Genomic DNA, 23378 nt, shown 5'->3' with positions numbered 1-23378 from the left:
GACCCGACCTCGCCCGGCTCGTATCACCGGGCGATCTGGGCGCCCCTTAGAGGCATCCCCCCGAGAGGAGGCCTCCTGATGGCCATCGCGACCCGATCCCAGGCTCTGAAGAGAGCAGAAGCAGACACGTCCGCCAGACCTGGCACCTGCCAGGTGTGGACGCGCACCCAGTTCAACGCACCGTCGGCGGGCGACCAGGACCGTGACGGCGACGCGGACGCCGTCGACGGCTGGAGGTCCGAGCCCGAGTGGGCCCGTCACCCCGGCGACCGCACACCGCCGCGAGGAGTCCCGGTGGCCTTCAAGGGCGGCTCGAAGGGCTTCGGCCACCGGGCGATCTCCCGAGGCGACGGCAGCATCCGCAGCACCGACATGTCGAACGGCCGCTACCAGGCCGGGACCGTCGGCAACGCCACCATCGCGGAGATCGAGCGCAGCATGGGCGTGCAGTACCTCGGCTGGTCCGAGACCATCGACGGCCAGAAGATCCCGGTCGAGCCGGAGCCGAGTCCGCGGGTCACGACCGGGCACGCGGACCTCCTGCGGCGGCGCATCCAGCACGACGCCAACTACGCCCGCGGCAACTCGCCGCACGGCGACCGGGTCGCCGCCACGAAGCAGGTCTGGGCCGACCGCGACCTCCAGCGCAGCCGCGAGGGGTACTTCATCAACACGCACTGGGGCTCACCCCGGACGGAGGGCTTCCGCACCCCGTCCGGACAGGTGCCCCGGCGACCGTTCCGGCTGATCCGGCTCGCCACGATCAAGACGCTCAGCACCACCGACGGCTACCGGATCCGGACGGCGGCGCAGGCGCTCCGCGACGCCAAGGCCGAAGGCATCCCAGGGTTGGAGCTGGAGCTCAAGTTCCTGCCGAGCCAGCACGCCCTCGACCGGCTCGCGCACGCCGCCAGGGAGACGTTCGGCGAGGACTGGGCCACGTGCGTCGAGATCAAGATGCTGGCCCGGTTCGCCTGGCGCCGGGCCCTCAAGCGCGCCACGGCGGCCGGCTTCACCACCACGCTCATCGGCTTCGGCGGCGACGCGACCGCGCTGCCGGCGTACGTCGACCACTACCGCCGCTAGATCGAGCCGCGCGCGACGGAGCCTGGTCACGGGTGGGCGCAGAGGGGATCGAACCCCCGACCACCTCCTTGTAAGGGAGGTGCTCTACCGCTGAGCTATACGCCCGGAGCGCGGCAAAGACTACGCACGAAGTGCCTCGGAGATGAAGTTGGACCGCAGGCGTCTCGGGTCACCTGCGGTCCAACGACATCGAGGCTAAGCGTCCGCGATGAGGTTGTCAGCAGCTGCTCAGCAGCCTGTGGGCAACCTGTGGGACAGGTCTAGACCGCTGCGGCGAGCTGCCGCAGGTGCTCGTCGAGGTCGCGCCCCTCGGGCATCGCGTTGTGCACGGCCCAGCGCACCAGACCCTGCTTGTCGATGACGTACGACGACCGCCGCGGGCAGCCCTTGCTCTCGTCGAAGACCTCGAACGCACGCGACACCTCGCCGTGCGGCCAGAAGTCCGAGAGGAGGGGGAAGTTGAGGCCGTCCTGGTCGGCGAACGCCCGCAGCGCGTAGACCGGGTCGCAGGAGACCGCCAGCACCTCGGTCTCGAAGGTGAGGAACTCGTCGAGCCGGTTGCGCACCCCCGTCATCTCACCGGTGCACACACCCGAGAAGGCGTACGGGTAGAAGAGGATCGCGACCGCCTTCTTGTCGCGGTACGACGAGAGCGAGACGTCCTGGCCGAACTGGTCGCGCAGCGTGAAGTCGGGGGCTGGCCCACCGAGCTCGAGTCCGGTCATGGCGTCATCCTGTCACTCGGCGCGGACGGCCCCTCAATCGGTGGCGAGCTCGCGCTTGAGCACCTTGCCGGTCGCGTTGCGGGGCAGTTCCTCGATGAAGACGATCTCCCGCGGGACCTTGAACCGGGCCAGGTTGTCGCGCACGTGGGCCTTCAGCTCGTCCTGCGTGATGACGCCGTCGACGACGACGAAGGCCCGCAGCCGCTCGCCGTACTCGGCGTCCTGGACGCCCACGGCCGCGACCTCCACGACCCGGTCGTGGCGCATCAGGCAGTCCTCGACCTCCTTGGGGAAGACGTTCTCCCCGCCGGAGACGATCATCTCGTCGTCGCGGCCCTCGACGTGCAGGCGCCCGTCGTCGTCGAAGCGCCCGACGTCGCCGGTCGACATCAGCCCGTCGACGACCTCCTTGCCGCCGCCACCGGTGTAGCCCTCGAAGAGCAGGCCGTTGCCGACGAAGATCCGACCCGTCTCCCCCTGCGGCAGCGGCCGGCCGTCGGGGTCGAGGATCTTGACGACGGTGGCGTACGGCGGCTTCCCCGCGGCGGCCGGCGCGGCCCGCAGGTCCTCGGGGGTGGCGATCGAGGCGTAGGCGACCTCGGTCGAGCCGTAGATGTTGTAGAGGTGGTCGCCGAAGTGGTCCATCCAGTCCAGCGCCAGGTCGCCCGGCAGCGCCGAGCCCGAGGAGGCGACCACCTGCACCCGGGAGAGGTCGTACGACGCGAGCGTCTCCTCCGGCAGCACCATGATCCGCTGCAGCATCACGGGGATCACCACGAGCGAGTCGCAGCGCTCGGACTCGGCGAGGGCCAGGCAGGCCTCCGGCTCGAACCTGCGGCGGAGCACCATCGTCGAGCCGAGCAGCATGGCCAGCGCGAGGTGCGCGAAGCCCCAGGTGTGGAAGAGCGGCGCCGCGATGTGCGTGCGCCACCCGTAGCGCAGCGGCATCCGCGAGAGCAGCGAGACCGCCGCCTCGACCCCCGCCTCGCTGCGCGGCGCCCCCTTGGGGGTGCCCGTGGTGCCGGACGTCAGGATCACGATCCGGCCGTGGCGGCCCGCGGGGGCCAGGTCGTCGTCGGCGTACGACGTGATCAGGGACTCGAGCGTCGTCTCGTCGGTCGGACCGTCGACCCAGGCCAGCACCCGCTCGGCGACGTCCGCGCCGGCGAGCAGCCCGGCGAACTCCTCGTCGAAGACGACCACCCGCGGCCGCTCCCGCTCGATGACCTCGACCAGCTGCGGACCGGCGAAGGCGGTGTTGAGGTAGAGGATGTCGGCGCCGAGCTTGGCGGTGGCGAGGCTGACGTCCACGAAGCCGCGGTGGTTGCGGCACATCACGGCGACGCCGTCGCCGGAGGAGACACCCAGGTCGGCGAGCGCCCGGGCCAGCGCGTTGGAGCGGCGGTGCACCTCGTCGTACGTCAGCGACCCGATCTCGTCGACGATGGCCGTGCGGTGCGGGTCGAGCCGGGCGGCGGCCGTGAAGCCGCCAGCGGGTCCGACGCCCCACTCCTTGAGCGCCACGCCGGCCCGGGCGAGCGCCAGGGGGCTGTGCGGTCGCAGGACGCCGGCCCGTCCGAGGACCTTGAGGGTGGTCCCACCGGCATCGAGACCGGCGCGGACCTTCGGGATCACGGGCACGTCAGCACCTTCCGACCGAGGTTGGGACGCGGTCCCAACGACCCGGTGCCGGAAACGTCCCGGCACCGTGACCGACGCTACGCCAGCGTGCGGGGTCGGCCCGGTCGGCGCGGACGCGCTGATGCGGCCTGAGGCGGCCTGGGCGGTTGGTCTAGGCGGGGGTCTTCGGGGCGACCAGTCGCGTCGCCGACCAGTCCTTGCTCACGGCGGCGGTGGTGGTCTGCGACAGGCCCGCGATCGGCGCGGCCTCCGCGATGTCCGCCGGGTCGACGGCGTTGGGCCGGCCGACCTTGGGGGTGAGGAGCCAGATGGCTCCGCCGCCGACGAGGTCGGTCAGCGCGTCGACGAGACCGTCGACGAGGTCGCCGTCCTCGTTGCGCCACCACAGCAGGACGGCGTCCACGACGTTGCCGTAGTCGGCGTCGACGAGGTCGGCGTCGATCCGGTTCTCGATCGAGACCCGGAGCTCGTCATCGGTGTCGGTGTCCCATCCCAGCTCCTGGACCACGATGCCCGGCTTGAAGCCGAGCCGGTCGGCTGGAGTGGAGTCTGGGTCTGTCTGGGTGGGCCCACCACCCGGGGTCGAGCTCAACGGACGCCTCCGATCAGTTGGTGCGCGGCACGGTGCCGCGACGCCTGAAGTGGGGAGTAGTCCACCGGAGTTCACCCGGAGGCGCAACCCGTGTCCACAACGACCCGGCCTCCGTTCCGATACTGGTGGGTAAATTTCGCCGCGTGGGAGCGCGTGCAACGATGAGCGCGTGACCGAAGAAATCACCCCCACTTCTGGCACGGACACCAAGCGGAGCGGCACGATCCCGACCGTCATCCACGAGGGCCTGCCCACCCAGCTTCCCGACATCGACCCGGACGAGACCACCGACTGGATCGACTCCTTCGACTCCCTGGTCGAGGAGCGCGGCCGCGAGCGCGCCCGCTACGTCATGCTCCGGCTCCTCGAGCGAGCGCGTGAGATGCAGGTCGGGGTGCCCGCCCTGCGCAGCACCGACTACATCAACACGATCCCGCCCGAGCGCGAGCCGTGGTTCCCCGGTGACGAGGAGGCCGAGCGCCGCATCCGGGCGTTCATCCGGTGGAACGCCGCCGTCATGGTGTCCAGCGCCAACCGCAAGGGACTCGAGGTCGGCGGCCACATCGCGACGTACCAGTCCTCGGCGAGCCTGTACGAGGTCGGCTTCAACCACTTCTTCCGCGGCAAGGACGCCCCCGGCGGCGGTGACCAGATCTACATCCAGGGTCACGCCTCCCCCGGCATCTACGCCCGCGCCTTCCTCGAGGGCCGCCTGAGCGAGGAGCAGCTCTACCGCTTCCGCCAGGAGGTCCAGCACGGTCCGCACGCCGGCCTGTCGTCGTACCCCCACCCGCGCCTGATGCCGGAGTTCTGGGAGTTCCCGACGGTCTCGATGGGCCTGACCGGCATCAACTCGATCTACCAGGCCCGCTTCAACCGCTACCTGGCCAACCGCGGCATCAAGGACACCAGCGACCAGCACGTGTGGGCGTTCCTCGGTGACGGCGAGATGGCCGAGCCCGAGTCGCTCGGCGCCATCCGGATCGCCGCCCGTGAGGAGCTCGACAACCTCACCTGGGTCATCAACTGCAACCTGCAGCAGCTCGACGGACCGGTCACCGGCAACGGCAAGATCATCCAGGAGCTCGAGGCCAACTTCCGCGGTGCCGGCTGGAACGTCATCAAGGTCGTCTGGGGCCAGGGCTGGGACCCGCTCCTCGCCCGCGACGTCGACGGCGTGCTCGTCAACAAGATGAACACCACCCCCGACGGCGCCTTCCAGACCTACTCCACCGAGGACGGCGCCTACGTGCGCGAGAGCTTCTTCGGCGGCGACCCGCGGCTGCGCAAGATGGTCGAGCACATGTCCGACCAGCAGATCGAGAAGCTGCCCCGCGGCGGCCACGACTACCGCAAGGTGTACGCCGCCTTCGACGCCGCCACCAAGCACGTCGGCCAGCCGACCGTCATCCTCGCGAAGACGGTCAAGGGCTGGACGATCGACGCACTGGAGGGCAAGAACGCCACCCACCAGATGAAGAAGCTGACCCAGGACGACCTCAAGAAGTTCCGGGACCGCCTCTACCTGCCGATCTCCGACCGCGACCTCGAGCGCTCCTACCAGGAGACCGGCGGCGCGCCGTTCTTCCACCCGGGCGCCGACGCACCCGAGATCGAGTACATGCTCGACCGGCGCAAGCAGCTCGGCGGCTCGCTGCCGAAGCGGGTCCTGCGGGCCAAGACGCTGCAGCTCCCCGGTGACGCGACGTACGCCGAGCTCAAGAAGGGTGGCGGCAAGAACCCCGTCGCCACCACGATGGCCGCCGTCCGTCTGCTCAAGGACTGGATGAAGGACCCGGAGATCGGCAAGCGGCTCGTCCCGATCGCGCCGGACGAGTACCGGACCTTCGGCATGGACGCGATGTTCCCGAGCGCGAAGGTCTACAACCCGGGCGGGCAGCAGTACGAGTCGGTCGACCGCAATATGTTGCTCTCCTACAAGGAGTCGGCGCAGGGCCAGATGCTGCACGAGGGCATCTCGGAGGCCGGCGCGATGGCCTCGGCGACCGCCGCGGGCTCGGCGTACTCCACGCACGGCGAGCACATGATCCCGTTCTACATCTTCTACTCGATGTTCGGCTTCCAGCGCACCGGCGACTCGATCTGGGCGATGGCCGACCAGCTGGCCCGCGGCTTCCTGATCGGCGCCACGGCGGGTCGTACGACGCTCACCGGCGAGGGGCTGCAGCACGCGGACGGCCACTCCCCGCTGCTCGCGGCGACCAACCCGGCGGTCGTGCACTACGACCCGGCGTTCGCCTACGAGGTCGCGCACGTGATGCGGTCCGGCCTCGAGCGGATGTACGGCGAGAACGCCGAGGACGTCATCTTCTACATGACGGTCTACAACGAGCCCGTCGAGCAGCCGGCCGAGCCGGAGGACGTCGACGTCGAGGGCATCCTCAAGGGCATCCACCACGTGTCGTCGGCCGAGGGCGAGGGACCGCGCGTCCAGCTGCTCGCCTCGGGCGTCGGCTACCCGTGGATCAAGGAGGCGCAGCGCATCCTCGCCGAGGAGTGGGGCGTCCGGGCCGACACCTGGTCGGTCACCTCCTGGAACGAGCTGGCCCGCGACGCGACCGCCGCCGAGCAGTGGAACCTGCTGCACCCGGGCGAGTCGGCGCGCACGGCGTACGTCAGCGACAAGCTGGCCGACGCCCGGGGCCCGGTCATCGCCGTGTCCGACTACATGCGCGCCGTGCCTCTGCAGATCGCGCGCTGGGTGCCCGGTGACTACCGCGTCCTCGGCGCCGACGGCTTCGGCTTCGCCGACACCCGTCCCGCGGCCCGTCGCTTCTTCCACATCGACGCGCAGTCGGTCGTCGTGCAGACGCTGCAGGCCCTGGCCGACGCCGGCGAGATCGAGCGCCACCAGGTCGAGGAGGCCTTCGCCCGCTACCGGATCGACGACCCGACGGCCGTCTCCGGTGTGAAGCAGGAGGGCGGCGCGGCCTAGCCGCACACTGGTCGAGGTGACCGCAACCCCCGCTGGTTGAGGTGCGAGGGCCGCCAGGCCCGAGCCTCGAAACCCCGGAAACGCACGAAGGGCGGCGACCACGGTCGCCGCCCTTCGTCGTCTCAGATGTCCGCGACCACCCGCAGCGGCGCCGGCGCCGGACTCTCGGCACCGTTCTTGAGCAGCGCCCGGAAGCGCGCCCGCGAGTACTTCGCGGGCTCGGTCGAGCGGATGAAGTCGTGCACGATCCGGCTGAACCGGACCGGGTGGTCCTTGTGCGGGAAGTGCCCGGCGTCCGGGATCACCTCCACGCGCGCGCTGGGCGCGAAGCGGGCGGCGTACGACGCGTGCCGCACGGGAATCACCCGGTCGTCGCGACCCCACACCACCGACATCGGCATCTCCTCGGTGAGGTAGGCCCGGTCCGCCATGGTCACGATCTGCCCACGCCAGTCGACGACCGCACGTACGACGTGCCGGATCGCATGCCGGGCCGCCGGGTCCTTGAACCCCTCGAAGACCGCCGCCACCTCGTCCAGGTCGCGCGTCGACTTCCAGCCCAGGGTCGAGAGCGCGCGCATGCCGGCGACACCGACGTGGCGGACGCCGGGGAGCGTCAGCACCCCCATCACCTCGTGGAAGCCGGGCGTCGTGATCGCCCGGATCGCCGGGGTGACCTCCGGACCCAGACCGCCCGACGAGACCAGCATCAGCCGCTCGGTGCGCTCCGGGAACTGGTAGGCGAACTGCATCGCGACCCCGCCGCCGAAGCTGTGCCCGATGACGGTGACCTTGTCGATCCCGAGCACGGTCAGCAGGTCGCGCATGCCGTTGGCGTACCCGCCGACGCTGTAGTCCGCGCGGGGCTTGTCCGACTGGCCGTGGCCGAGCAGGTCCGGCGCGATGACCGTGCAGCGTCGGCTGAGCGACTCGATCACCGGGTCCCAGGTGGTGTGGTCGCACCCCAGGCCGTGCAGCAGCAGGACGACCGGGCCGGAGCCGGCCCGCACGTAGGCCCGGCGGTGTCCGTGGATGGTCACGAACTGAACGTCGTCACGGCCAGTCACGATGCCTCCCCTGCTGGGCGCCCCGAAAGGCGGTAGGCCGCGATTCAACCAGACGTACCGTTTGTTTCAGCGCCGGATCCCTGTGTTTACCGGGGTTTTACCTGCCCCACGGGGTGCAATAGCCTCACAGAGTGCCCACCCCTCCCGTGTCCTCCCCGCACGAGCGGGCCGCGGAGGCGCTGCAGCGGGCGACCGGCGCACTGGCGACCGCGGCGACCGCGCGGATGGACCAGGACATGGCGTGGTTCCGGGCGTTGAGCGCCGAGGACCGCTCCTTCGTGTCGAGCATCGTGCAGGCCGGCATCCGGGGGTTCGTCGACTGGTACCGCCAGGCCGCCGGCGACCAGCCCGCGCCGGCCGGCGGCGAGATGGTCGCCTCCGTCTTCGGGGTCGCGCCGCGCGCCCTGGCCGGAGTCATCAACCTCCAGCAGACCGTCGACCTGGTCCGGCTCTCGATCGAGGTCGTCGAGGCCAACATCGAGGGCCTCCTGGACCCGGCTGACGCGGCCGACATCGGCGCGGCCGTGCTGCGCTACGCCCGTGAGGTCGCGTTCGCCACCGCCGAGGTGTACGCCCGCGCCGCCGAGGTCCGCGGCGCCTGGGACGCCCGGCTCGAGGCCCTCGTCGTGGACGCCGTACTCCGCTCCGACGCCGACGAGGCCCTGCTGTCGCGCGCCAGTGCGCTGGGGTGGGTCGGACGCGGTGACGTGGCCGTCGTGCTGGGCAGCGCGAGCGCCCAGCGCCGCGAGAGCGAGAGCTTCGACGAGGTACGCCGAGCGGCCCGTGCCGGTGGGATGGACGCCCTGTGCGCCGTCCAGGGTGACCGCCTCGTCGTGCTGCTCGGCGGCGTCACCGATCCGCGTGCGGCCGCGGCCGCCGTCGTCGACCAGTTCGGACCGGGACCGGTGGTGGTCGGTCCGGTGGCCGCCGACCTGGCCCAGGCACACCTCTCGGCCCGTGCCGCCCTGGCCGCCCACCGGGCCGCTCCGGGATGGCCGGAGGCACCACGTCCGGTGCGCAGCGACGACCTCCTGCCCGAGCGGGCGCTGGCCGGCGACGGGCACGCTCGCCGCCACCTCGTCGAGGAGGTCTACCTGCCCCTGCTGAACGCCCGCGGGACGCTGATCGAGACCATCTCGTCGTACTTCCAGCAGGGCTCGTCGATCGAGGCCACCGCGCGCCACCTCTTCGTGCACCCCAACACGGTCCGCTACCGCCTGCGGCAGGTGGCCGAGCTCACCGGGTTCTCCCCCACCGACCCCCGCGAGGCGCTGACCCTGGAGATCGCCCTGGTGCTCGGCCGGCTCTCCGGCCGCACCACGTAGCGCCGCCGTACCACACGCCTGTTTGTGGGAACCCTACAAAGACTTGCGGGTCCTTTCGTGCGGGCCGTAGGCGAAGTATCGACCACCTTCGCGGCAGAGTGGAGGGGTGCTCGTGATCGTTGCTCCCGGCCAAGGTGCCCAGACTCCCGGTTTCCTCCAGCCCTGGCTCGAGGACCCGACGTTCGCGTCGCGCTTCGACTGGCTCTCGACGGTGGCGGGCATCGACCTGGCCCACTACGGCACCGAGGCCGACGCCGACACCATCCGGCAGACCGAGATCGCGCAGCCGCTGCTGGTGGCGACCGGCCTGGTCGCGGCCCTCGAGCTCTTCCCGCACCCGGCCGACGCGTTCGACCAGATCGGCGCCGTGGCCGGCCACAGCGTGGGTGAGATCGCCGCCGCCGCAGGCGCCCGGGTGATCACCGCCGAGCAGGCGATGGTCCTGGTCCGCGAGCGCGGCAACGCCATGGCCCGCGCGGCCGCCGTCACGCCCACCGGCATGACGGCCGTCCTCGGCGGGGACCGCGACGAGGTGCTCGCCGCCATCGACAAGCAGGGCCTGACCGCCGCCAACGACAACGGCCCCGGCCAGATTGTCGCTGCCGGCACCCTGGAGCAGCTCGCCGCCTTTGCGGACGAGCCGCCCACCAAGGCGCGGCTGATGCCGCTGAGCGTCGCCGGCGCCTTCCACACCCGCCACATGGAGCCCGCCGTCGGCCACCTCGCGGGGCTGGCCCGGTCGGTCTCCACCCACGACCCGCGCACCCGCGTGATCTCCAACCGGGACGGCCAGGTCATCCACGACGGCCGCGACGTGCTGGCCCGCATCGTCGGCCAGATCGCCAGCCCGGTCCGCTGGGACTTGTGCCTGGAGACGATGGAGGACCTCGGCGTCACCGGGATCCTCGAGATGCCGCCGGCCGGCACGCTCACCGGCATCGCGAAACGGGCGCTCAAGGGCGTGGAGACCTTCGCCCTCAAGACCCCCGACCAGCTCGACGACGCCCGCGCCTTCTGCGCCAAGCACGGTGAGGCGTCGGGCATGAACACCACCCCCACCTGGCGGATGGTCGTCTCCCCCGCCAAGGGCACGTTCCACATCTCCGCCGAGGCCGAGGCGCTCGAGGTGCTCAGCGCCGGTGCCCCCATCGGCGAGGTCGCCAGCCTGCGCGACCGCACCACCATCACCGCGGCGCACGGCGGCGAGATCGTCGAGTGGCTGGTCCACGACGGCGACCTGGTCTCCCCCGGCCAGCCGTTGCTCCGCCTGCACCCGGAAGGTGGCTACTGATGGCGATCCTCGAGATCCAGGGCGCACCCCACGCCGCGATCCTCGGCGTCGGCGCCTACCGGCCGGTGCGGATCGTGCCCAACTCCGAGGTCATCGAGGCCATCGACTCCAGCGACGAGTGGATCCAGCAGCGCTCCGGCATCAAGGAGCGCCGCTTCGCCTCCCCCGAGGAGAGCATCCAGATGATGTCGGTCGCCGCCGCCCGGGAGGCGCTCGAGGCAGCCGGCATCGACGCGCGCCAGATCGACTGCGTCGTCGTCGCGACCGTCAGCCACATGATGCAGACCCCGGCCATCGCCACCGCGATCGCCCACGAGCTCGGCACCGACGAGGCCGCGGCGTTCGACATCTCCGCCGCCTGTGCCGGCTTCTGCCACGGCATCTCGCTGGCCAGCGACATGGTCCGGGCCGGCAGCGCCAAGCGCGTGCTCGTGATCGGAGTCGAGCGCCTGACCGACATCCTCGACCGCACCGACCGCGGCACGGCGTTCATCTTCGCCGACGGCGCGGGCGCGGCGGTCGTCGGTCCCAGCGACACCCCCGGCATCGGTCCCGTGGTGTGGGGCTCCGACGGTGAGCAGTACGACCTGATCCGTCAGACCGAGGACTGGCGCGACGTGATCGCCGCCGACAGGCCGGTCATGCCGGCCCTCACCATGCAGGGCAACGCCGTCTTCCGCTGGGCGTCCTTCGCGATGGCCAAGGTCGGCCAGGAGGCGCTCGACCGGGCCGGCATCACCGCCGACCAGCTCGACTGCTTCGTGCCGCACCAGGCCAACATGCGCATCATCGACGCCATGGCGCGCACCATGAAGCTCCCCGACACGGTCCAGATCGCCCGCGACATCGCCCACCAGGGCAACACGTCGGCCGCCTCCATCCCCCTCGCGCTCGCGCGGATGATCGAGGAGGGCACCGCCAAGTCCGGCGACACCGCCCTGCTGATCGCCTTCGGTGCCGGCCTCGCGTACGCCGCGCAGGTCGTCACCGTCCCCTGACGCACCACCCAGCACCACCCGACGGAACCACCCAACCAAGAGAAGGAACCGCCAGATGGCTACCACCGAAGAGATCCGCGCCGACCTCGCCGAGATCGTCAACGAGGTCGCGGGCATCGACGCCGACGACGTCCAGCTCGACAAGTCCTTCGTGGACGACCTGGACGTGGACTCGCTGTCCATGGTCGAGGTCGTCGTCGCTGCCGAGGAGAAGTTCGGCGTCTCCATCCCCGACGACGAGGTGAAGAACCTCAAGACCGTGGGCGACGCCGTCGCCTTCATCGAGCGCGCCCAGGCCTGAGCCACGTCGCTGTCGAGACACCTGCCGGACAACAAGGAGCACCATGTCGAAGCGAGTCGTCGTCACCGGTATCGGGACCACGTCCCCCGTCGGGGGTGACGTGCCGAGCACCTGGGACGCCCTGATCAACGGGCGCTCCGGCGTGCGGTACCTGACCGATGAGTGGGTCGAGGGGATGCCGGTCAAGATCGCCGGCCGGATCGCGGTCGAGCCGACCGAGGTCCTCGAGCGGGTCAAGGCCCGCCGGCTCGACCGCTCCTCCCAGTTCGCCATGGTCGCTGCCATGGAGGCCTGGGCCGACTCCGGCCTCGACGTCGTCCAGGAGTCCGGCGACCTCGACGGCGAACGGGTCGGCGTCGCCATGGCCTCCGGCATCGGTGGTGTCACGACGTTGCTCGACAACTACGACACGCTCAAGGCGAAGGGCCCTCGTCGGGTCTCTCCCCTGGCCGTGCCGATGTTGATGCCCAACGCTCCGGCAGCGAACATCAGCCTGTACGTCGGGGCGCGCGCGGCGGTCAACACGCCGGTCTCCGCGTGCGCCTCCGGCAACGAGGCGATCGCACTGGCGATCGACCAGATCCGGCTCGGCCGCGCCGACGTCGTCGTCGCCGGTGGCACCGAGGCGGCGATCCACCCGCTGCCGATGGCCGCCTTCGCCAACATGATGGCGCTCTCCAAGACCGCCAGCGGCGAGGAGGGCGGCGACCCGACCGCGGTCTCCCGCCCCTGGGACACCGCACGTGACGGGTTCGTCCTCGGCGAGGGCGCCGGTGTGCTCGTGCTGGAGTCCGAGGAGCACGCCGTGGCCCGGGGGGCGCGCATCTACGCGACCGTCCTCGGCGCCGGCATCACCGCCGACTCCCACGACATCGCCCAGCCCGACCCGGCCGGCCGTGGCGGCTCCCGCGCGATCGTCCGGGCGCTGCAGGAGTCGGAGATCGACCCCACCACGATCGCCCACGTCAACGCGCACGCGACCTCGACCCCGCAGGGCGACATCGCCGAGGGTCTGATGCTGCACGCGACCCTCGGTGCGCACGCCACCGACGTGGTGGTCACCAGCACGAAGTCCATGACCGGGCACCTGCTCGGCGGTGCCGGCGCGCTCGAGGCGATCGCCACCGTCCTCGCGCTCCACCACCGCATCTCCCCGCCGACGATCAACCTCGACAACCAGGACCCGCAGGTCGAGCTCGACATCGCCACCAAGGTGCGCGACCTGCCGCTCGGCGACATCGCCGGGCTCAACAACTCCTTCGGCTTCGGCGGCGCCAACGTCGCCGTCATCTTCGGGTCCGCCTGATGACGGCCACCGCGACGCCGCGCACCGCCAAGCCCGCGAAGCTCCCCCGCGAGGAGGACCCGCGCAACCCGGTGCACCGCCTGACCGCGCTCTTCGACGAGGGCAGCCTCGAGCTGATCACCCCCGACGACGACTCCGGCATGCTGGCCGCCCTCGGCACCGTCGACGGCACCCGTGCCGTCGCCTTCTGCTCCGACGCCACCGTCATGGGCGGCGCGATGGGCGACCTCGGCTGCCGCGTGGTCGTCGACGCCTACAACCGGGCGATGACCGACCGGGTGCCGATCATCGGTCTCTGGCACTCCGGCGGCGCGCGGCTCGCCGAGGGCGTCCTCTCGCTGCACGCGGTCGGCCGGATCTTCCAGGTGATGACCCAGGCCTCCGGCAAGATCCCGCAGATCTCCGTCGTGCTCGGGCCTGCGGCCGGCGGCGCGGCGTACGGTCCCGCTCTCACCGACGTCGTGATCCTCGGACCCGAGGGCCGGATCTTCGTCACCGGTCCCGACGTCGTCCGCTCCGTCACCGGCGAGGACGTCGACATGCTCCGCCTCGGCGGCCCGGAGCCGCACGGTCGCCGCTCCGGCGTCGTGCACATCCTCGCCGACTCCGAGCGGGACGCCCTCGACCGCGCCCGCACCGTCGCCTCGCTGCTCGGCGACCAGGGCAGCCTGGTCGTCGGCGACGTCGAGGACCGCGACCTCGAGGCGCTGCTGCCCGAGTCCAAGAAGCGCGCGTACGACGTCCACCCGCTGGTCGAGTCCGTCCTCGACGAGGGCAGCTCCCAGGAGCTGCACGCCCGCTGGGCGCCCAACATCGTCACCTCCCTGGGCCGCTTCGGTGGCCGCACGGTCGGCGTCGTGGCCAACAACCCGCTGCGCCTCGGCGGCTGCCTCGACTCGCTGTCCGCGGAGAAGGCCTCGCGCTTCGTGCGGATGTGCGACGCGTTCGGCGTGCCCCTCATCGTCCTGGTCGACGTCCCCGGCTACCTGCCCGGCGTGGGTCAGGAGTGGGACGGCGTCGTACGCCGCGGCGCCAAGCTGCTGCACGCCTTCGGTGAGTGCGTCGTCCCCCGCGTCACCCTGGTGACCCGCAAGACGTACGGCGGCGCCTACATCGCGATGAACTCCCGCTCGCTCGGTGCCACCAAGGTCTTCGCCTGGCCCGGCGCCGAGGTCGCGGTCATGGGCGCGGTCGCCGCGATCCGGATCCTGCACCGTCGCCGGCTCGCCGAGGTCTCCCCCGAGATCCGGCCGCAGGTCGAGGCCGAGCTGGCCGCCGAGCACGAGCGCATCGCCGGCGGCGTCGACAAGGCCGTCGAGATCGGGGTCGTCGACGAGGTCGTCGCTCCGGTCCGCACCCGGTCGGCGATCGCGCAGGCGATCGGGGACGCGGTGCAGTCCGTCGGCGTACGACGCGGTGCGCACGGCAACATCCCGCTCTGACCGCGGCGTAACCCCCGCCCGGAGCCGTGCGTTGGGCACGTATGACCGTGGTCACACGTGTCGCCGGCTCCGTGGCGGCGACGATGCTCGTCGTCGGACTCGCGGCCGCGCCGGCGACGGGCGAGCGCGCCGACTTCGGCCGGACGACCGCTCGCAGCGGGACCCTGCATCGGGGGTGCCACGACTACCGCTACGACTACCGGGTGACGCCGCCGACGGACGACTGGGCGCTCGAGACCTTCCTGCGCGATCCCCGGCGCGAGCGCATCGCCTCGGGGATGTTCCTGTCCGACTCGGACCCGGCCCACCTGCGGAGCCACTTCCGGGTCTGTCGCTACTCGACCCGGCCGGGGACGTTCACCGTCCGGGCGCTGCTGCACTGGTACACCGCGACCGGGGACGAGCACCAGATCTGGCTGGAGCCCACCCGGTTCCGCCTCAGGCGGCCCTGAGCGGGTCTCGAGTCAGACGACCTGGTGCAGCCAGCGGACCGGCGCACCGTCACCGGCGTGCCGGAAGGTCTCCAGCTCGTCGTCCCACGGCTTGCCCAGGAGCTTGTCGATCTCGTTGAGCAGCGTCGTGTCGCCCAGGGCGGCCTTGACGACCGCGGCCTTGAGCCGGTCCTCCGGAATCATGATGTCGCCGTGCAGGCCGGTCACGGCGTGGAAGACGCCGAGCTCCGGGGTGAAGGAGTAGCGCGAGCCCTCCGAGGCGGCGGTCGCCTCCTCGGTGACCTCGAACCGGAGGTGGTTCCAGCCACGCAGCGCGGAGGCGATCGCCGCGGCCGAGCCGGTCGCGCCGGTCCACGACAGCTCGGCACGATAGGCGCCCGACTGCGCCGGCTGCGGCGTCCAGTCCAGGCTCACGGGCATGCCTAGCACGCCGCCCGCCGCCCACTCGATGTGCGGGCACAGCGCGGACGGCGCGGAGTGGACGTACAGGACGCCCCTCGTTGCAGTACGGGTTGCAGTGCGTGCAGTCACCGGGTCCTCCTTCATCTCCGGCGCGAGATGCGCCTTCCCCAGCGGTCTCCCGGAGATGACAAGGTGTGAGTGACACGCGTGTAGTTGTGGAGCCATTGTGGCCCATGGGACCCGAGAATGCCAGCGTTCGGCCCGTCCCGACACGCCTGCGTGCGGACCGTCGCCCACCGCTCTGCCCCACCGGTGCGACAGAGCGCCGCGCGGTGTCAGTGCGTCACCCGCACCGACCCCGGGTCGACGATGTTGGCGACGTCGGCCAGCGCGCCGAGCAGACGACCGTCGCCCACCACCGGCGGGCCGTCGACGACGTCGAGCACGACCGAGGTGATGTTGTCCTTGCCACCGGCCAGCAGCGCCGACTGGGTCAGCACCGCGGCCGCGGAGTGCGGGTCCGAGAGCTGGAGGACGTCGGCGATCCGGTCGTCGCGCACGAGGTCGCTCAGCCCGTCGCTGCACAGCAGCAGCCGGTCGCCGACCCGGACGTGGAGCTCGGTGACGTCCAGGGACTGCTCGGCACCGGCATCGAGCGAGCGGAGCACGATGTTGCTCCACGGGTGGCCGAACCGCTCCGCAGGGTCCAGCTGCCCGGTGTCCACGAGGCTCTGCACGTAGGTGTGGTCCTGTGAGATCTGGCGCAGCCCGCCGTCACGCAAGAGGTAGGCACGGCTGTCGCCGACGTGGCCGAGCACCACCCGCCGCCCGTCCGTCACGACGGCGGTGAGCGTCGTCGCCATCCCCTCGCGGTCGGGATCGGCGGCCACCCCGGCCCGGAGGCTGGCATGGGCGTCCTCGACGCCGCGCACCAGCACGTCGACGGGATCCTCACCGCACCGCGCGAGTGCGTTGGCCGCGACGACGTACGCCGCGGTGGCCGACGCAACCTCGCCGGCCGCCGCACCGCCGACGCCGTCGGCGACCACGGCCACGTACGGACCGTAGAAGCCCGAGTCCTCGTTGTGAGGACGGACCCGACCGACGTCACTGACCCCGGCTCCCGAGAAACGCAGCATCCGACCTCCTGGCGCGATCGCTGCGATCCTGCCCCGGTCCGCCGCTCGGAAACCTCAGCCGAGCTGCTTCTCCAGGGCCTCGGCGCGCTCCGCGGCGTCGGTCAGCTCGTCGGAGTCGATGGAGTAGGTGCGGTGGAACCATGCCAGCGCGTCCTGCTCGCGGCCGGCGGCCACCAGGGTGTCGGCGTACGCGTAGCGCAGCCGCACCACCCAGGGCGCCCGGGTCTTGGACATCAGCGGGGCGAGCTCGAGCGTGCGGAGCGCGGCATCGAGCTGACCCAGGTCGCGTCGCGCACCGGCCTCGACGATCGTCATCTCGGCCTTCGCCTCAGGTCCGAAGTTGGCGACGCCCGGGCTCTTCGCGAGCTTCAGCGCGTCCTGGGGCTTGCCCAGGGCGCGGTGGCAGTCGGCCATGATCGGCAGGTACGCCGTCGCGCCGTTCATCCGCTTCGCGGCCCGCAGCTCGGCCAGCGCCTCGGCGTAGTGCCCCGCCGCGTACGCCGCCTCGCCGGTCGCCTCGCGCACGACTGCGATCCGCGGCGCGCGGGCCCGAGCCGCCATGGTGTGCTGGTAGGCCAGCTCCGGGTTGGAGTCGATCAGGGTTCCGGCGGCCGCGAGGTGCCGCGCGACGCGCGCTGCGAGCTTCTCGGGGAGCCCCTTCAGCTGGGCGGACACAGAGTGGTCGAGCTCGGCACCGCTGATCTCGGCGGGCAGGTCGGGACCGTCGTAGACGGCCTGGTCGGCGGTCCGCTCGGCCTGGTCGCGGCCGGCGCGCGGCGCCGAGGAGCGCTCGGGTCGACCGGACCGGTTGCGGTCGGGACCCTTGCCACCACCCGGCGGGCGACCCGTGCTCCGCGACGAGCCCCTGCCGGTGGACCGCGCCTCGTCGGGGGTCCACTTGGTGGAGCGCTCGTTCGACTTCGCCGACTTGTCCCGGCTGCCGCCCGAGGCAGGCTTGCCGCCGGAGGCGGGCTTCCCGCCCGACGTCGGCTTTCCCCCGGACTGCGGCTTGCCGCCCGTGGGGCGACCGCCGCCTCGGCGGGGTCCGTCACTTGACGGGCGCTGGGTGCGACGTTGCTCGGCCACGGCGGGTGCTCCTGGTTGTCTCACGAAAGGTGCTGAAATGAGTAGAGGCCACCTTACGGTGGCCTCTACTACTGAGTGTATGTCCGGCGGCGTCCTACTCTCCCACAACCTCTCGGTTGCAGTACCATCGGCGCTGAAAGGCTTAACTTCCGGGTTCGGGATGGGACCGGGTGTTTCCCTTTCGCTATGGCCGCCGTAACTCTTGCGGTGCAAGCCGGCCACGGGGTGTGCACGTGGGGCTTGACCAAGCTCTGTATTGAGTTTGCTCTTGTGTGGTTAGTGGACGCGAACATGTGTGTTCGTCTGCGCGTTGTAGGTTTTTGTTGAGGGTTTGTGTGACAAGCCCTCGGCCTATTAGTACCGGTCGGCTAGGCATTGCTGCTGTACACCTCCGGCCTATCAACCCAGTGTTCTGCTGGGGGCCTTACCCGGTTACCCGGTGGGAAACCTCATCTTGAAACGTGCTTCCCGCTTAGATGCATTCAGCGGTTATCACTTCCGAACGTAGCCAACCAGCCGTGCCCCTGGCGGGACAACTGGCACACCAGAGGTTCGTCCATCCCGGTCCTCTCGTACTAGGGACAGCCTTTCTCAAGTTTCCTGCGCGCGCGGCGGATAGGGACCGAACTGTCTCACGACGTTCTAAACCCAGCTCGCGTGCCGCTTTAATGGGCGAACAGCCCAACCCTTGGGACCTACTCCAGCCCCAGGATGCGACGAGCCGACATCGAGGTGCCAAACCATCCCGTCGATATGGACTCTTGGGGAAGATCAGCCTGTTATCCCCGGGGTACCTTTTATCCGTTGAGCGACGCCGCTTCCACATGCCGACGCCGGATCACTAGTTCCGACTTTCGTCCCTGCTCGACATGTCTGTCTCACAGTCAAGCTCCCTTGTGCACTTACACTCGCCACCTGATTGCCAACCAGGCTGAGGGAACCTTTGAGCGCCTCCGTTACATTTTAGGAGGCAACCGCCCCAGTTAAACTACCCATCAGGCACTGTCCCTGAACCAGATAATGGTCCTAGGTTAGACATCTAGTACGACCAGAGTGGTATTTCAACGTTGACTCCACATCCACTGGCGTGAATGCTTCACAGTCTCCCACCTATCCTACACAAGCCGAACCAAACACCAATACCAAACTATAGTAAAGGTCCCGGGGTCTTTCCGTCCTGCCGCGCGTAACGAGCATCTTTACTCGTACTGCAATTTCGCCGAGTCCATGGTTGAGACAGCGCCCAAGTCGTTACTCCATTCGTGCAGGTCGGAACTTACCCGACAAGGAATTTCGCTACCTTAGGATGGTTATAGTTACCACCGCCGTTTACTGGGGCTTAAGTTCTCAGCTTCGACACCGAAGTGTCTTACCGGTCCCCTTAACCTTCCAGCACCGGGCAGGAGTCAGTCCGTATACATCGTCTTACAACTTCGCACGGACCTGTGTTTTTAGTAAACAGTCGCTTGGGCCTGGTCTCTGCGGCCTTCAACGCTTCCCCACGCAAGGTGGTTCACGTATCCGGCCCCCCTTCTCCCGAAGTTACGGGGGCATTTTGCCGAGTTCCTTAACCATGGTTCGCTCGATCGCCTTAGTATTCTCTACCTGATCACCTGAGTCGGTTTGGGGTACGGGCGGCGCGTAGCTCGCTAGAGGTTTTTCTCGACAGCATAGGATTACCCACTTCACCCATACGGGCTCGGCATCACATCTCAGGGCCGTGATCGAACACAAGACGACGGATTTGCCTATCGTCTCCCCTACATGCTTACCCCCAGACAACCATCGCTGAGGTTGGGCTACCTTCCTGCGTCACCCCATCGCTTGACTACTACCGGATCGGGTCCCACGCTCCACCAAGGCGCCTCACCCCGAAGGGATCGGTCACCAAGGCTTTGGGTGGTTAGCATCACCGGGTTCGTCATGGGCGCTACTTTGCCGGTACGGGAATATCAACCCGTTGTCCATCGACTACGCCTGTCGGCCTCGCCTTAGGTCCCGACTTACCCAGGGCAGATTAGCTTGACCCTGGAACCCTTGATCATTCGGCGCACGGGTTTCTCGCCCGTGATTCGCTACTCATGCCTGCATTCTCACTCGTGTCGCGTCCACCCCTGGATCACTCCGGAGCTTCACTCGCGACACGACGCTCCCCTACCCATCCACACACCTGGACCACATTCGTGGCCGAGTTAACGCATGAATGCCATAGCTTCGGCGGATGACTTGAGCCCCGCTACATTGTCGGCGCGGAATCACTTGACCAGTGAGCTATTACGCACTCTTTCAAGGGTGGCTGCTTCCAAGCCAACCTCCTGGTTGTCACTGCGACTCCACATCCTTTTCCACTTAGTCACCGCTTAGGGGCCTTAGCTGATGGTCTGGGCTGTTTCCCTCTCGACAATGGAGCTTATCCCCCACTGTCTCACTGCCGCGCTCTCACTTACCGGCATTCGGAGTTTGGCTAACGTCAGTAACCTTGTAGGGCCCATTAGCTATCCAGTGCTCTACCTCCGGCAAGAAACACGCGACGCTGCACCTAAATGCATTTCGGGGAGAACCAGCTATCACGAAGTTTGATTGGCCTTTCACCCCTATCCACAGGTCATCCCCTCAGTTTTCAACCTAAGTGGGTTCGGTCCTCCACGCGGTCTTACCCGCGCTTCAACCTGCCCATGGATAGATCACTTCGCTTCGGGTCTTGAGCGTGCTACTCAGACGCCCTATTAGGACTCGCTTTCGCTACGGCTTCCCCACACGGGTTAACCTCGCAACACACCGCAAACTCGCAGGCTCATTCTTCAAAAGGCACGCCATCACCCCAACAACCCCATTGCAAAGAGGGGGCCAGCCGGGCTCTGACGGATTGTAGGCACACGGTTTCAGGTACTATTTCACTCCCCGCCAGGGGTACTTTTCACCTTTCCCTCACGGTACTTGTCCGCTATCGGTCATCAAGGAGTATTTAGGCTTAACGGGTGGTCCCGCCAGATTCACACGGAATTTCAGGGGTTCCGTGTTACTTGGGATGACACTCAACAGAGCTGGACTTACACTTACGGGGCTATCACCCTCTACGGCGCCACTTTCCAATGGACTTCAACTTCAACCAGCTTTTCTTACTGTTCGACCGGCCGGCAGACCGATCAGAGTGGTCCCACAACCCCCCACGCACAACCCCTGCCGGGTATCACATGCGCAAGGTTTAGCCTCATCCGATTTCGCTCGCCACTACTCTCGGAATCACTTTTGTTTTCTCTTCCTACCGGTACTGAGATGTTTCACTTCCCGGCGTTCCCTCCACACACCCTATATATTCAGGCGTGGGTAACACGACATGACTCGTGCTGGGTTCCCCCATTCGGACACCCCCGGATCACAGCTCGGTTGCCAACTCCCCAGGGCTTATCGCAGGCTCCTACGTCCTTCATCGGCTCTTGATGCCAAGGCATCCACCATGTGCCCTTCATAGCTTGTCGCACAAACACTCAACAAAAACTACAAAGATTCAGACAAACAACAGCCCCTCTGTCTACAGCACCACACCCCATGGACTCACGGGGCACAGCACAGAGGCTGTCGCTTTAAAAATTCGCGTCAACCACCCCCGCCTACAGACAGGGCTCACACCCCCACCAAGCCCGACCCACCCCCACCCCTCACGAGGCAGAGAAAGACCAGCACCCAGAAGAGGCACACGGTTGACGCAAAGATGCTCGCGTCCACTATCCAGTTCACAAGATCCACACCCACCCAAGCCACACCGCCACACAGTGACGACACGGTCCTGGAGGGCCAAAGAGACCAGCCTGACGGCTGATGCCTCAGGACTCAACAGTGTGTCAACCCCACCCCCCACGACCACCCCTCCAGGTTCCACACCCACCAGCAAGCTGGACAGGTAGTACTGAGAAGAGACAGCCCCAACGGGCAAAGCATCATCGACGATTCCACTAGTGAACACCACCAATGCCACCCAGACACACCGACCAGAAGACCTGGCCGGTTGCTGAACGTGCGGGGCGTGTGCTCCTTAGAAAGGAGGTGATCCAGCCGCACCTTCCGGTACGGCTACCTTGTTACGACTTCGTCCCAATCGCCAGCCCCACCTTCGACGGCTCCTTCCACAAGGGTTAGGCCACCGGCTTCGGGTGTTGCCGACTTTCGTGACGTGACGGGCGGTGTGTACAAGGCCCGGGAACGTATTCACCGCAGCGTTGCTGATCTGCGATTACTAGCGACTCCGACTTCATGGGGTCGAGTTGCAGACCCCAATCCGAACTGAGACCGGCTTTTTGGGATTCGCTCCACCTTGCGGTATCGCAGCCCTTTGTACCGGCCATTGTAGCATGCGTGAAGCCCTGGACATAAGGGGCATGATGACTTGACGTCATCCCCACCTTCCTCCGAGTTGACCCCGGCAGTCTCCTATGAGTCCCCACCATGACGTGCTGGCAACATAGGACGAGGGTTGCGCTCGTTGCGGGACTTAACCCAACATCTCACGACACGAGCTGACGACAGCCATGCACCACCTGTATACCGACAAAAGGGGCCGTATCTCTACAGCTTTCCGGCATATGTCAAACCCAGGTAAGGTTCTTCGCGTTGCATCGAATTAATCCGCATGCTCCGCCGCTTGTGCGGGCCCCCGTCAATTCCTTTGAGTTTTAGCCTTGCGGCCGTACTCCCCAGGCGGGGCGCTTAATGCGTTAGCTGCGGCACGGAACCCATGGAATAGGCCCCACACCTAGCGCCCAACGTTTACGGTGTGGACTACCAGGGTATCTAATCCTGTTCGCTCCCCACACTTTCGCTCCTCAGCGTCAGGTAATGCCCAGAGAACCGCCTTCGCCACCGGTGTTCCTCCTGATATCTGCGCATTTCACCGCTACACCAGGAATTCCGTTCTCCCCTGCATACCTCTAGTCTGCCCGTATCGAAAGCCAGCCCAGAGTTAAGCCCTGGGTTTTCACTCCCGACGCGACAAACCGCCTACGAGCCCTTTACGCCCAATAATTCCGGACAACGCTCGCACCCTACGTATTACCGCGGCTGCTGGCACGTAGTTGGCCGGTGCTTCTTCTGTACCTACCGTCACCACCATCATCGGCGCTTCGTCGGTACTGAAAGAGGTTTACAACCCGAAGGCCGTCATCCCTCACGCGGCGTTGCTGGATCAGGCTTCCGCCCATTGTCCAATATTCCCCACTGCTGCCTCCCGTAGGAGTCTGGGCCGTGTCTCAGTCCCAGTGTGGCCGGTCACCCTCTCAGGCCGGCTACCCGTCGAAGCCTTGGTAGGCCATTACCCCACCAACAAGCTGATAGGCCGCGAGCACATCCCTGGCCGAAAAAACTTTCCACCAACCCCCATGCAGGAATCGGTCGTATCCGGTATTAGCCACCGTTTCCGGTAGTTATCCCAAAGCCAAGGGCAGATTACTCACGTGTTACTCACCCGTTCGCCGCTCGAGTACCCCGAAGGGCCTTTCCGCTCGACTTGCATGTGTTAAGCACGCCGCCAGCGTTCGTCCTGAGCCAGGATCAAACTCTCCGTTGAAAACAACAC

The 23378-nt window shown here is 68.1% G+C and carries 16 protein-coding genes, 1 tRNA gene and 3 rRNA genes; 9 read left to right on the top strand and 11 right to left on the bottom strand.

The features are described from left to right. Positions 1 to 78 precede the first annotated feature (78 nt). Entirely contained in the window at positions 79 to 1086 is a 1008-nt protein-coding gene (locus N542_RS26750) for a hypothetical protein (protein WP_155993183.1), read from the top strand. 33 nt (positions 1087 to 1119) lie between these two features. On the opposite strand, the gene N542_RS0117510 is transcribed toward N542_RS26750, so the two are convergent. The 4 genes from N542_RS0117510 to N542_RS0117495 all read right to left on the bottom strand — a co-directional run bounded on the left by N542_RS0117510 (position 1120) and on the right by N542_RS0117495 (position 4044). Further along, positions 1120 to 1191: transfer RNA gene (locus N542_RS0117510), tRNA-Val, on the bottom strand. 155 nt (positions 1192 to 1346) lie between these two features. After that, complete coding sequence (locus N542_RS0117505) at positions 1347 to 1811, bottom strand: peroxiredoxin (protein WP_028645039.1); 465 nt, start codon at positions 1809 to 1811, stop codon at positions 1347 to 1349. Between the two features lie 33 nt (positions 1812 to 1844). Beyond that, a complete protein-coding gene (locus tag N542_RS0117500) occupies positions 1845 to 3452 on the bottom strand; it encodes an AMP-binding protein (RefSeq protein ID WP_231482747.1) in 1608 nt (535 codons plus the stop codon). A 151-nt stretch (positions 3453 to 3603) separates the two neighbouring features. Beyond that, a complete protein-coding gene (locus tag N542_RS0117495) occupies positions 3604 to 4044 on the bottom strand; it encodes a DUF3052 domain-containing protein (protein WP_028645037.1) in 441 nt (146 codons plus the stop codon). Between the two features lie 223 nt (positions 4045 to 4267). On the opposite strand from N542_RS0117495, the gene aceE reads away from it, so the two are divergent. Further along, positions 4268 to 7000 carry a pyruvate dehydrogenase (acetyl-transferring), homodimeric type gene (gene aceE / locus N542_RS0117490; protein ID WP_231482770.1) on the top strand — a complete coding sequence of 911 codons (2733 nt, stop codon included), beginning with the start codon at positions 4268 to 4270 and terminating at the stop codon, positions 6998 to 7000. A gap of 122 nt (positions 7001 to 7122) precedes the next feature. On the opposite strand, the gene N542_RS0117485 is transcribed toward aceE, so the two are convergent. Further along, positions 7123 to 8040, bottom strand: a complete 918-nt coding sequence (locus tag N542_RS0117485) for an alpha/beta fold hydrolase (RefSeq protein WP_231482745.1) — start codon at positions 8038 to 8040, stop codon at positions 7123 to 7125. 158 nt (positions 8041 to 8198) lie between these two features. Here N542_RS0117485 and N542_RS0117480 point away from each other — a divergent pair, with 158 nt between their 5' ends. From N542_RS0117480 to N542_RS0117450, 7 genes are all read left to right on the top strand, one after another. Further along, positions 8199 to 9392 (top strand): PucR family transcriptional regulator, encoded by a 1194-nt coding sequence (locus N542_RS0117480; protein ID WP_081795275.1) that lies wholly within the window; start codon positions 8199 to 8201, stop codon positions 9390 to 9392. A 106-nt stretch (positions 9393 to 9498) separates the two neighbouring features. Further along, the gene (locus N542_RS0117475) at positions 9499 to 10683 is read left to right on the top strand and encodes an acyltransferase domain-containing protein (protein ID WP_028645033.1); all 1185 of its coding nucleotides are present in this window, start codon (positions 9499 to 9501) and stop codon (positions 10681 to 10683) included. Continuing rightward, positions 10683 to 11681, top strand: a complete 999-nt coding sequence (locus tag N542_RS0117470) for a beta-ketoacyl-ACP synthase III (protein WP_028645032.1) — start codon at positions 10683 to 10685, stop codon at positions 11679 to 11681. Before N542_RS0117475 ends, N542_RS0117470 begins: the two co-directional genes overlap by 1 nt. 55 nt (positions 11682 to 11736) lie before the next feature. Beyond that, positions 11737 to 11982: an acyl carrier protein gene (locus tag N542_RS0117465; RefSeq protein ID WP_028645031.1), complete on the top strand. Its 246-nt coding sequence runs from the start codon at positions 11737 to 11739 to the stop codon at positions 11980 to 11982. Positions 11983 to 12025: 43 nt separating this feature from the next. Continuing rightward, the gene (locus tag N542_RS0117460; protein ID WP_028645030.1) at positions 12026 to 13288 is read left to right on the top strand and encodes a beta-ketoacyl-[acyl-carrier-protein] synthase family protein; all 1263 of its coding nucleotides are present in this window, start codon (positions 12026 to 12028) and stop codon (positions 13286 to 13288) included. Beyond that, complete coding sequence (locus tag N542_RS0117455; protein ID WP_028645029.1) at positions 13288 to 14730, top strand: acyl-CoA carboxylase subunit beta; 1443 nt, start codon at positions 13288 to 13290, stop codon at positions 14728 to 14730. The genes N542_RS0117460 and N542_RS0117455 overlap by 1 nt, the downstream gene beginning before the upstream one ends. A 47-nt stretch (positions 14731 to 14777) precedes the next feature. Further along, a complete protein-coding gene (locus tag N542_RS0117450) occupies positions 14778 to 15182 on the top strand; it encodes a hypothetical protein (RefSeq protein WP_155993181.1) in 405 nt (134 codons plus the stop codon). Positions 15183 to 15194: 12 nt separating this feature from the next. On the opposite strand, the gene N542_RS0117445 is transcribed toward N542_RS0117450, so the two are convergent. From N542_RS0117445 to N542_RS0117415, 6 genes are all read right to left on the bottom strand, one after another. Further along, the gene (locus tag N542_RS0117445; RefSeq protein ID WP_051551991.1) at positions 15195 to 15728 is read right to left on the bottom strand and encodes a DUF3145 domain-containing protein; all 534 of its coding nucleotides are present in this window, start codon (positions 15726 to 15728) and stop codon (positions 15195 to 15197) included. Positions 15729 to 15919: 191 nt separating this feature from the next. Continuing rightward, entirely contained in the window at positions 15920 to 16723 is an 804-nt protein-coding gene (locus N542_RS25405) for a PP2C family protein-serine/threonine phosphatase (RefSeq protein ID WP_051551989.1), read from the bottom strand. Between the two features lie 54 nt (positions 16724 to 16777). Next, on the bottom strand, positions 16778 to 17809 hold the full coding sequence (locus N542_RS28160) for a hypothetical protein (protein WP_028645026.1): 1032 nt from the start codon (positions 17807 to 17809) through the stop codon (positions 16778 to 16780). Positions 17810 to 17890: 81 nt separating this feature from the next. Further along, positions 17891 to 18007, bottom strand: a 5S ribosomal RNA gene (gene rrf, locus N542_RS0117430). Positions 18008 to 18143: 136 nt separating this feature from the next. Continuing rightward, positions 18144 to 21288: ribosomal RNA gene (locus N542_RS0117425) — 23S ribosomal RNA — on the bottom strand. A 558-nt stretch (positions 21289 to 21846) separates the two neighbouring features. Next, positions 21847 to 23369: ribosomal RNA gene (locus N542_RS0117415) — 16S ribosomal RNA — on the bottom strand. Together the 16S, 23S and 5S rRNA genes form the textbook arrangement of a ribosomal RNA operon. Positions 23370 to 23378: the final 9 nt, after the last annotated feature.

This window comes from Nocardioides sp. URHA0020 (assembly GCF_000620705.1).
GTDB lineage: Bacteria > Actinomycetota > Actinomycetes > Propionibacteriales > Nocardioidaceae > Nocardioides.
Note: the sequence above shows the minus strand (reverse complement) of the source record. Positions and strands in the feature narration are given on the sequence as shown.

Bases quoted from the DNA above. Each gene is read 5' to 3' on its own strand.
- N542_RS0117470 (WP_028645032.1), top strand. From the start codon at position 10,683: ATGGCGATCCTCGAGATCCAGGGCGCACCCCACGCCGCGATCCTCGGC.
- N542_RS0117460 (WP_028645030.1), top strand. From the start codon at position 12,026: ATGTCGAAGCGAGTCGTCGTCACCGGTATCGGGACCACGTCCCCCGTC.
- N542_RS0117465 (WP_028645031.1), top strand. From the start codon at position 11,737: ATGGCTACCACCGAAGAGATCCGCGCCGACCTCGCCGAGATCGTCAAC.
- N542_RS0117505 (WP_028645039.1), bottom strand. From the start codon at position 1,811: ATGACCGGACTCGAGCTCGGTGGGCCAGCCCCCGACTTCACGCTGCGC.
- N542_RS25405 (WP_051551989.1), bottom strand. From the start codon at position 16,723: ATGCTGCGTTTCTCGGGAGCCGGGGTCAGTGACGTCGGTCGGGTCCGT.
- N542_RS0117445 (WP_051551991.1), bottom strand. From the start codon at position 15,728: ATGAAGGAGGACCCGGTGACTGCACGCACTGCAACCCGTACTGCAACG.
- N542_RS26750 (WP_155993183.1), top strand. From the start codon at position 79: ATGGCCATCGCGACCCGATCCCAGGCTCTGAAGAGAGCAGAAGCAGAC.
- N542_RS0117455 (WP_028645029.1), top strand. From the start codon at position 13,288: ATGACGGCCACCGCGACGCCGCGCACCGCCAAGCCCGCGAAGCTCCCC.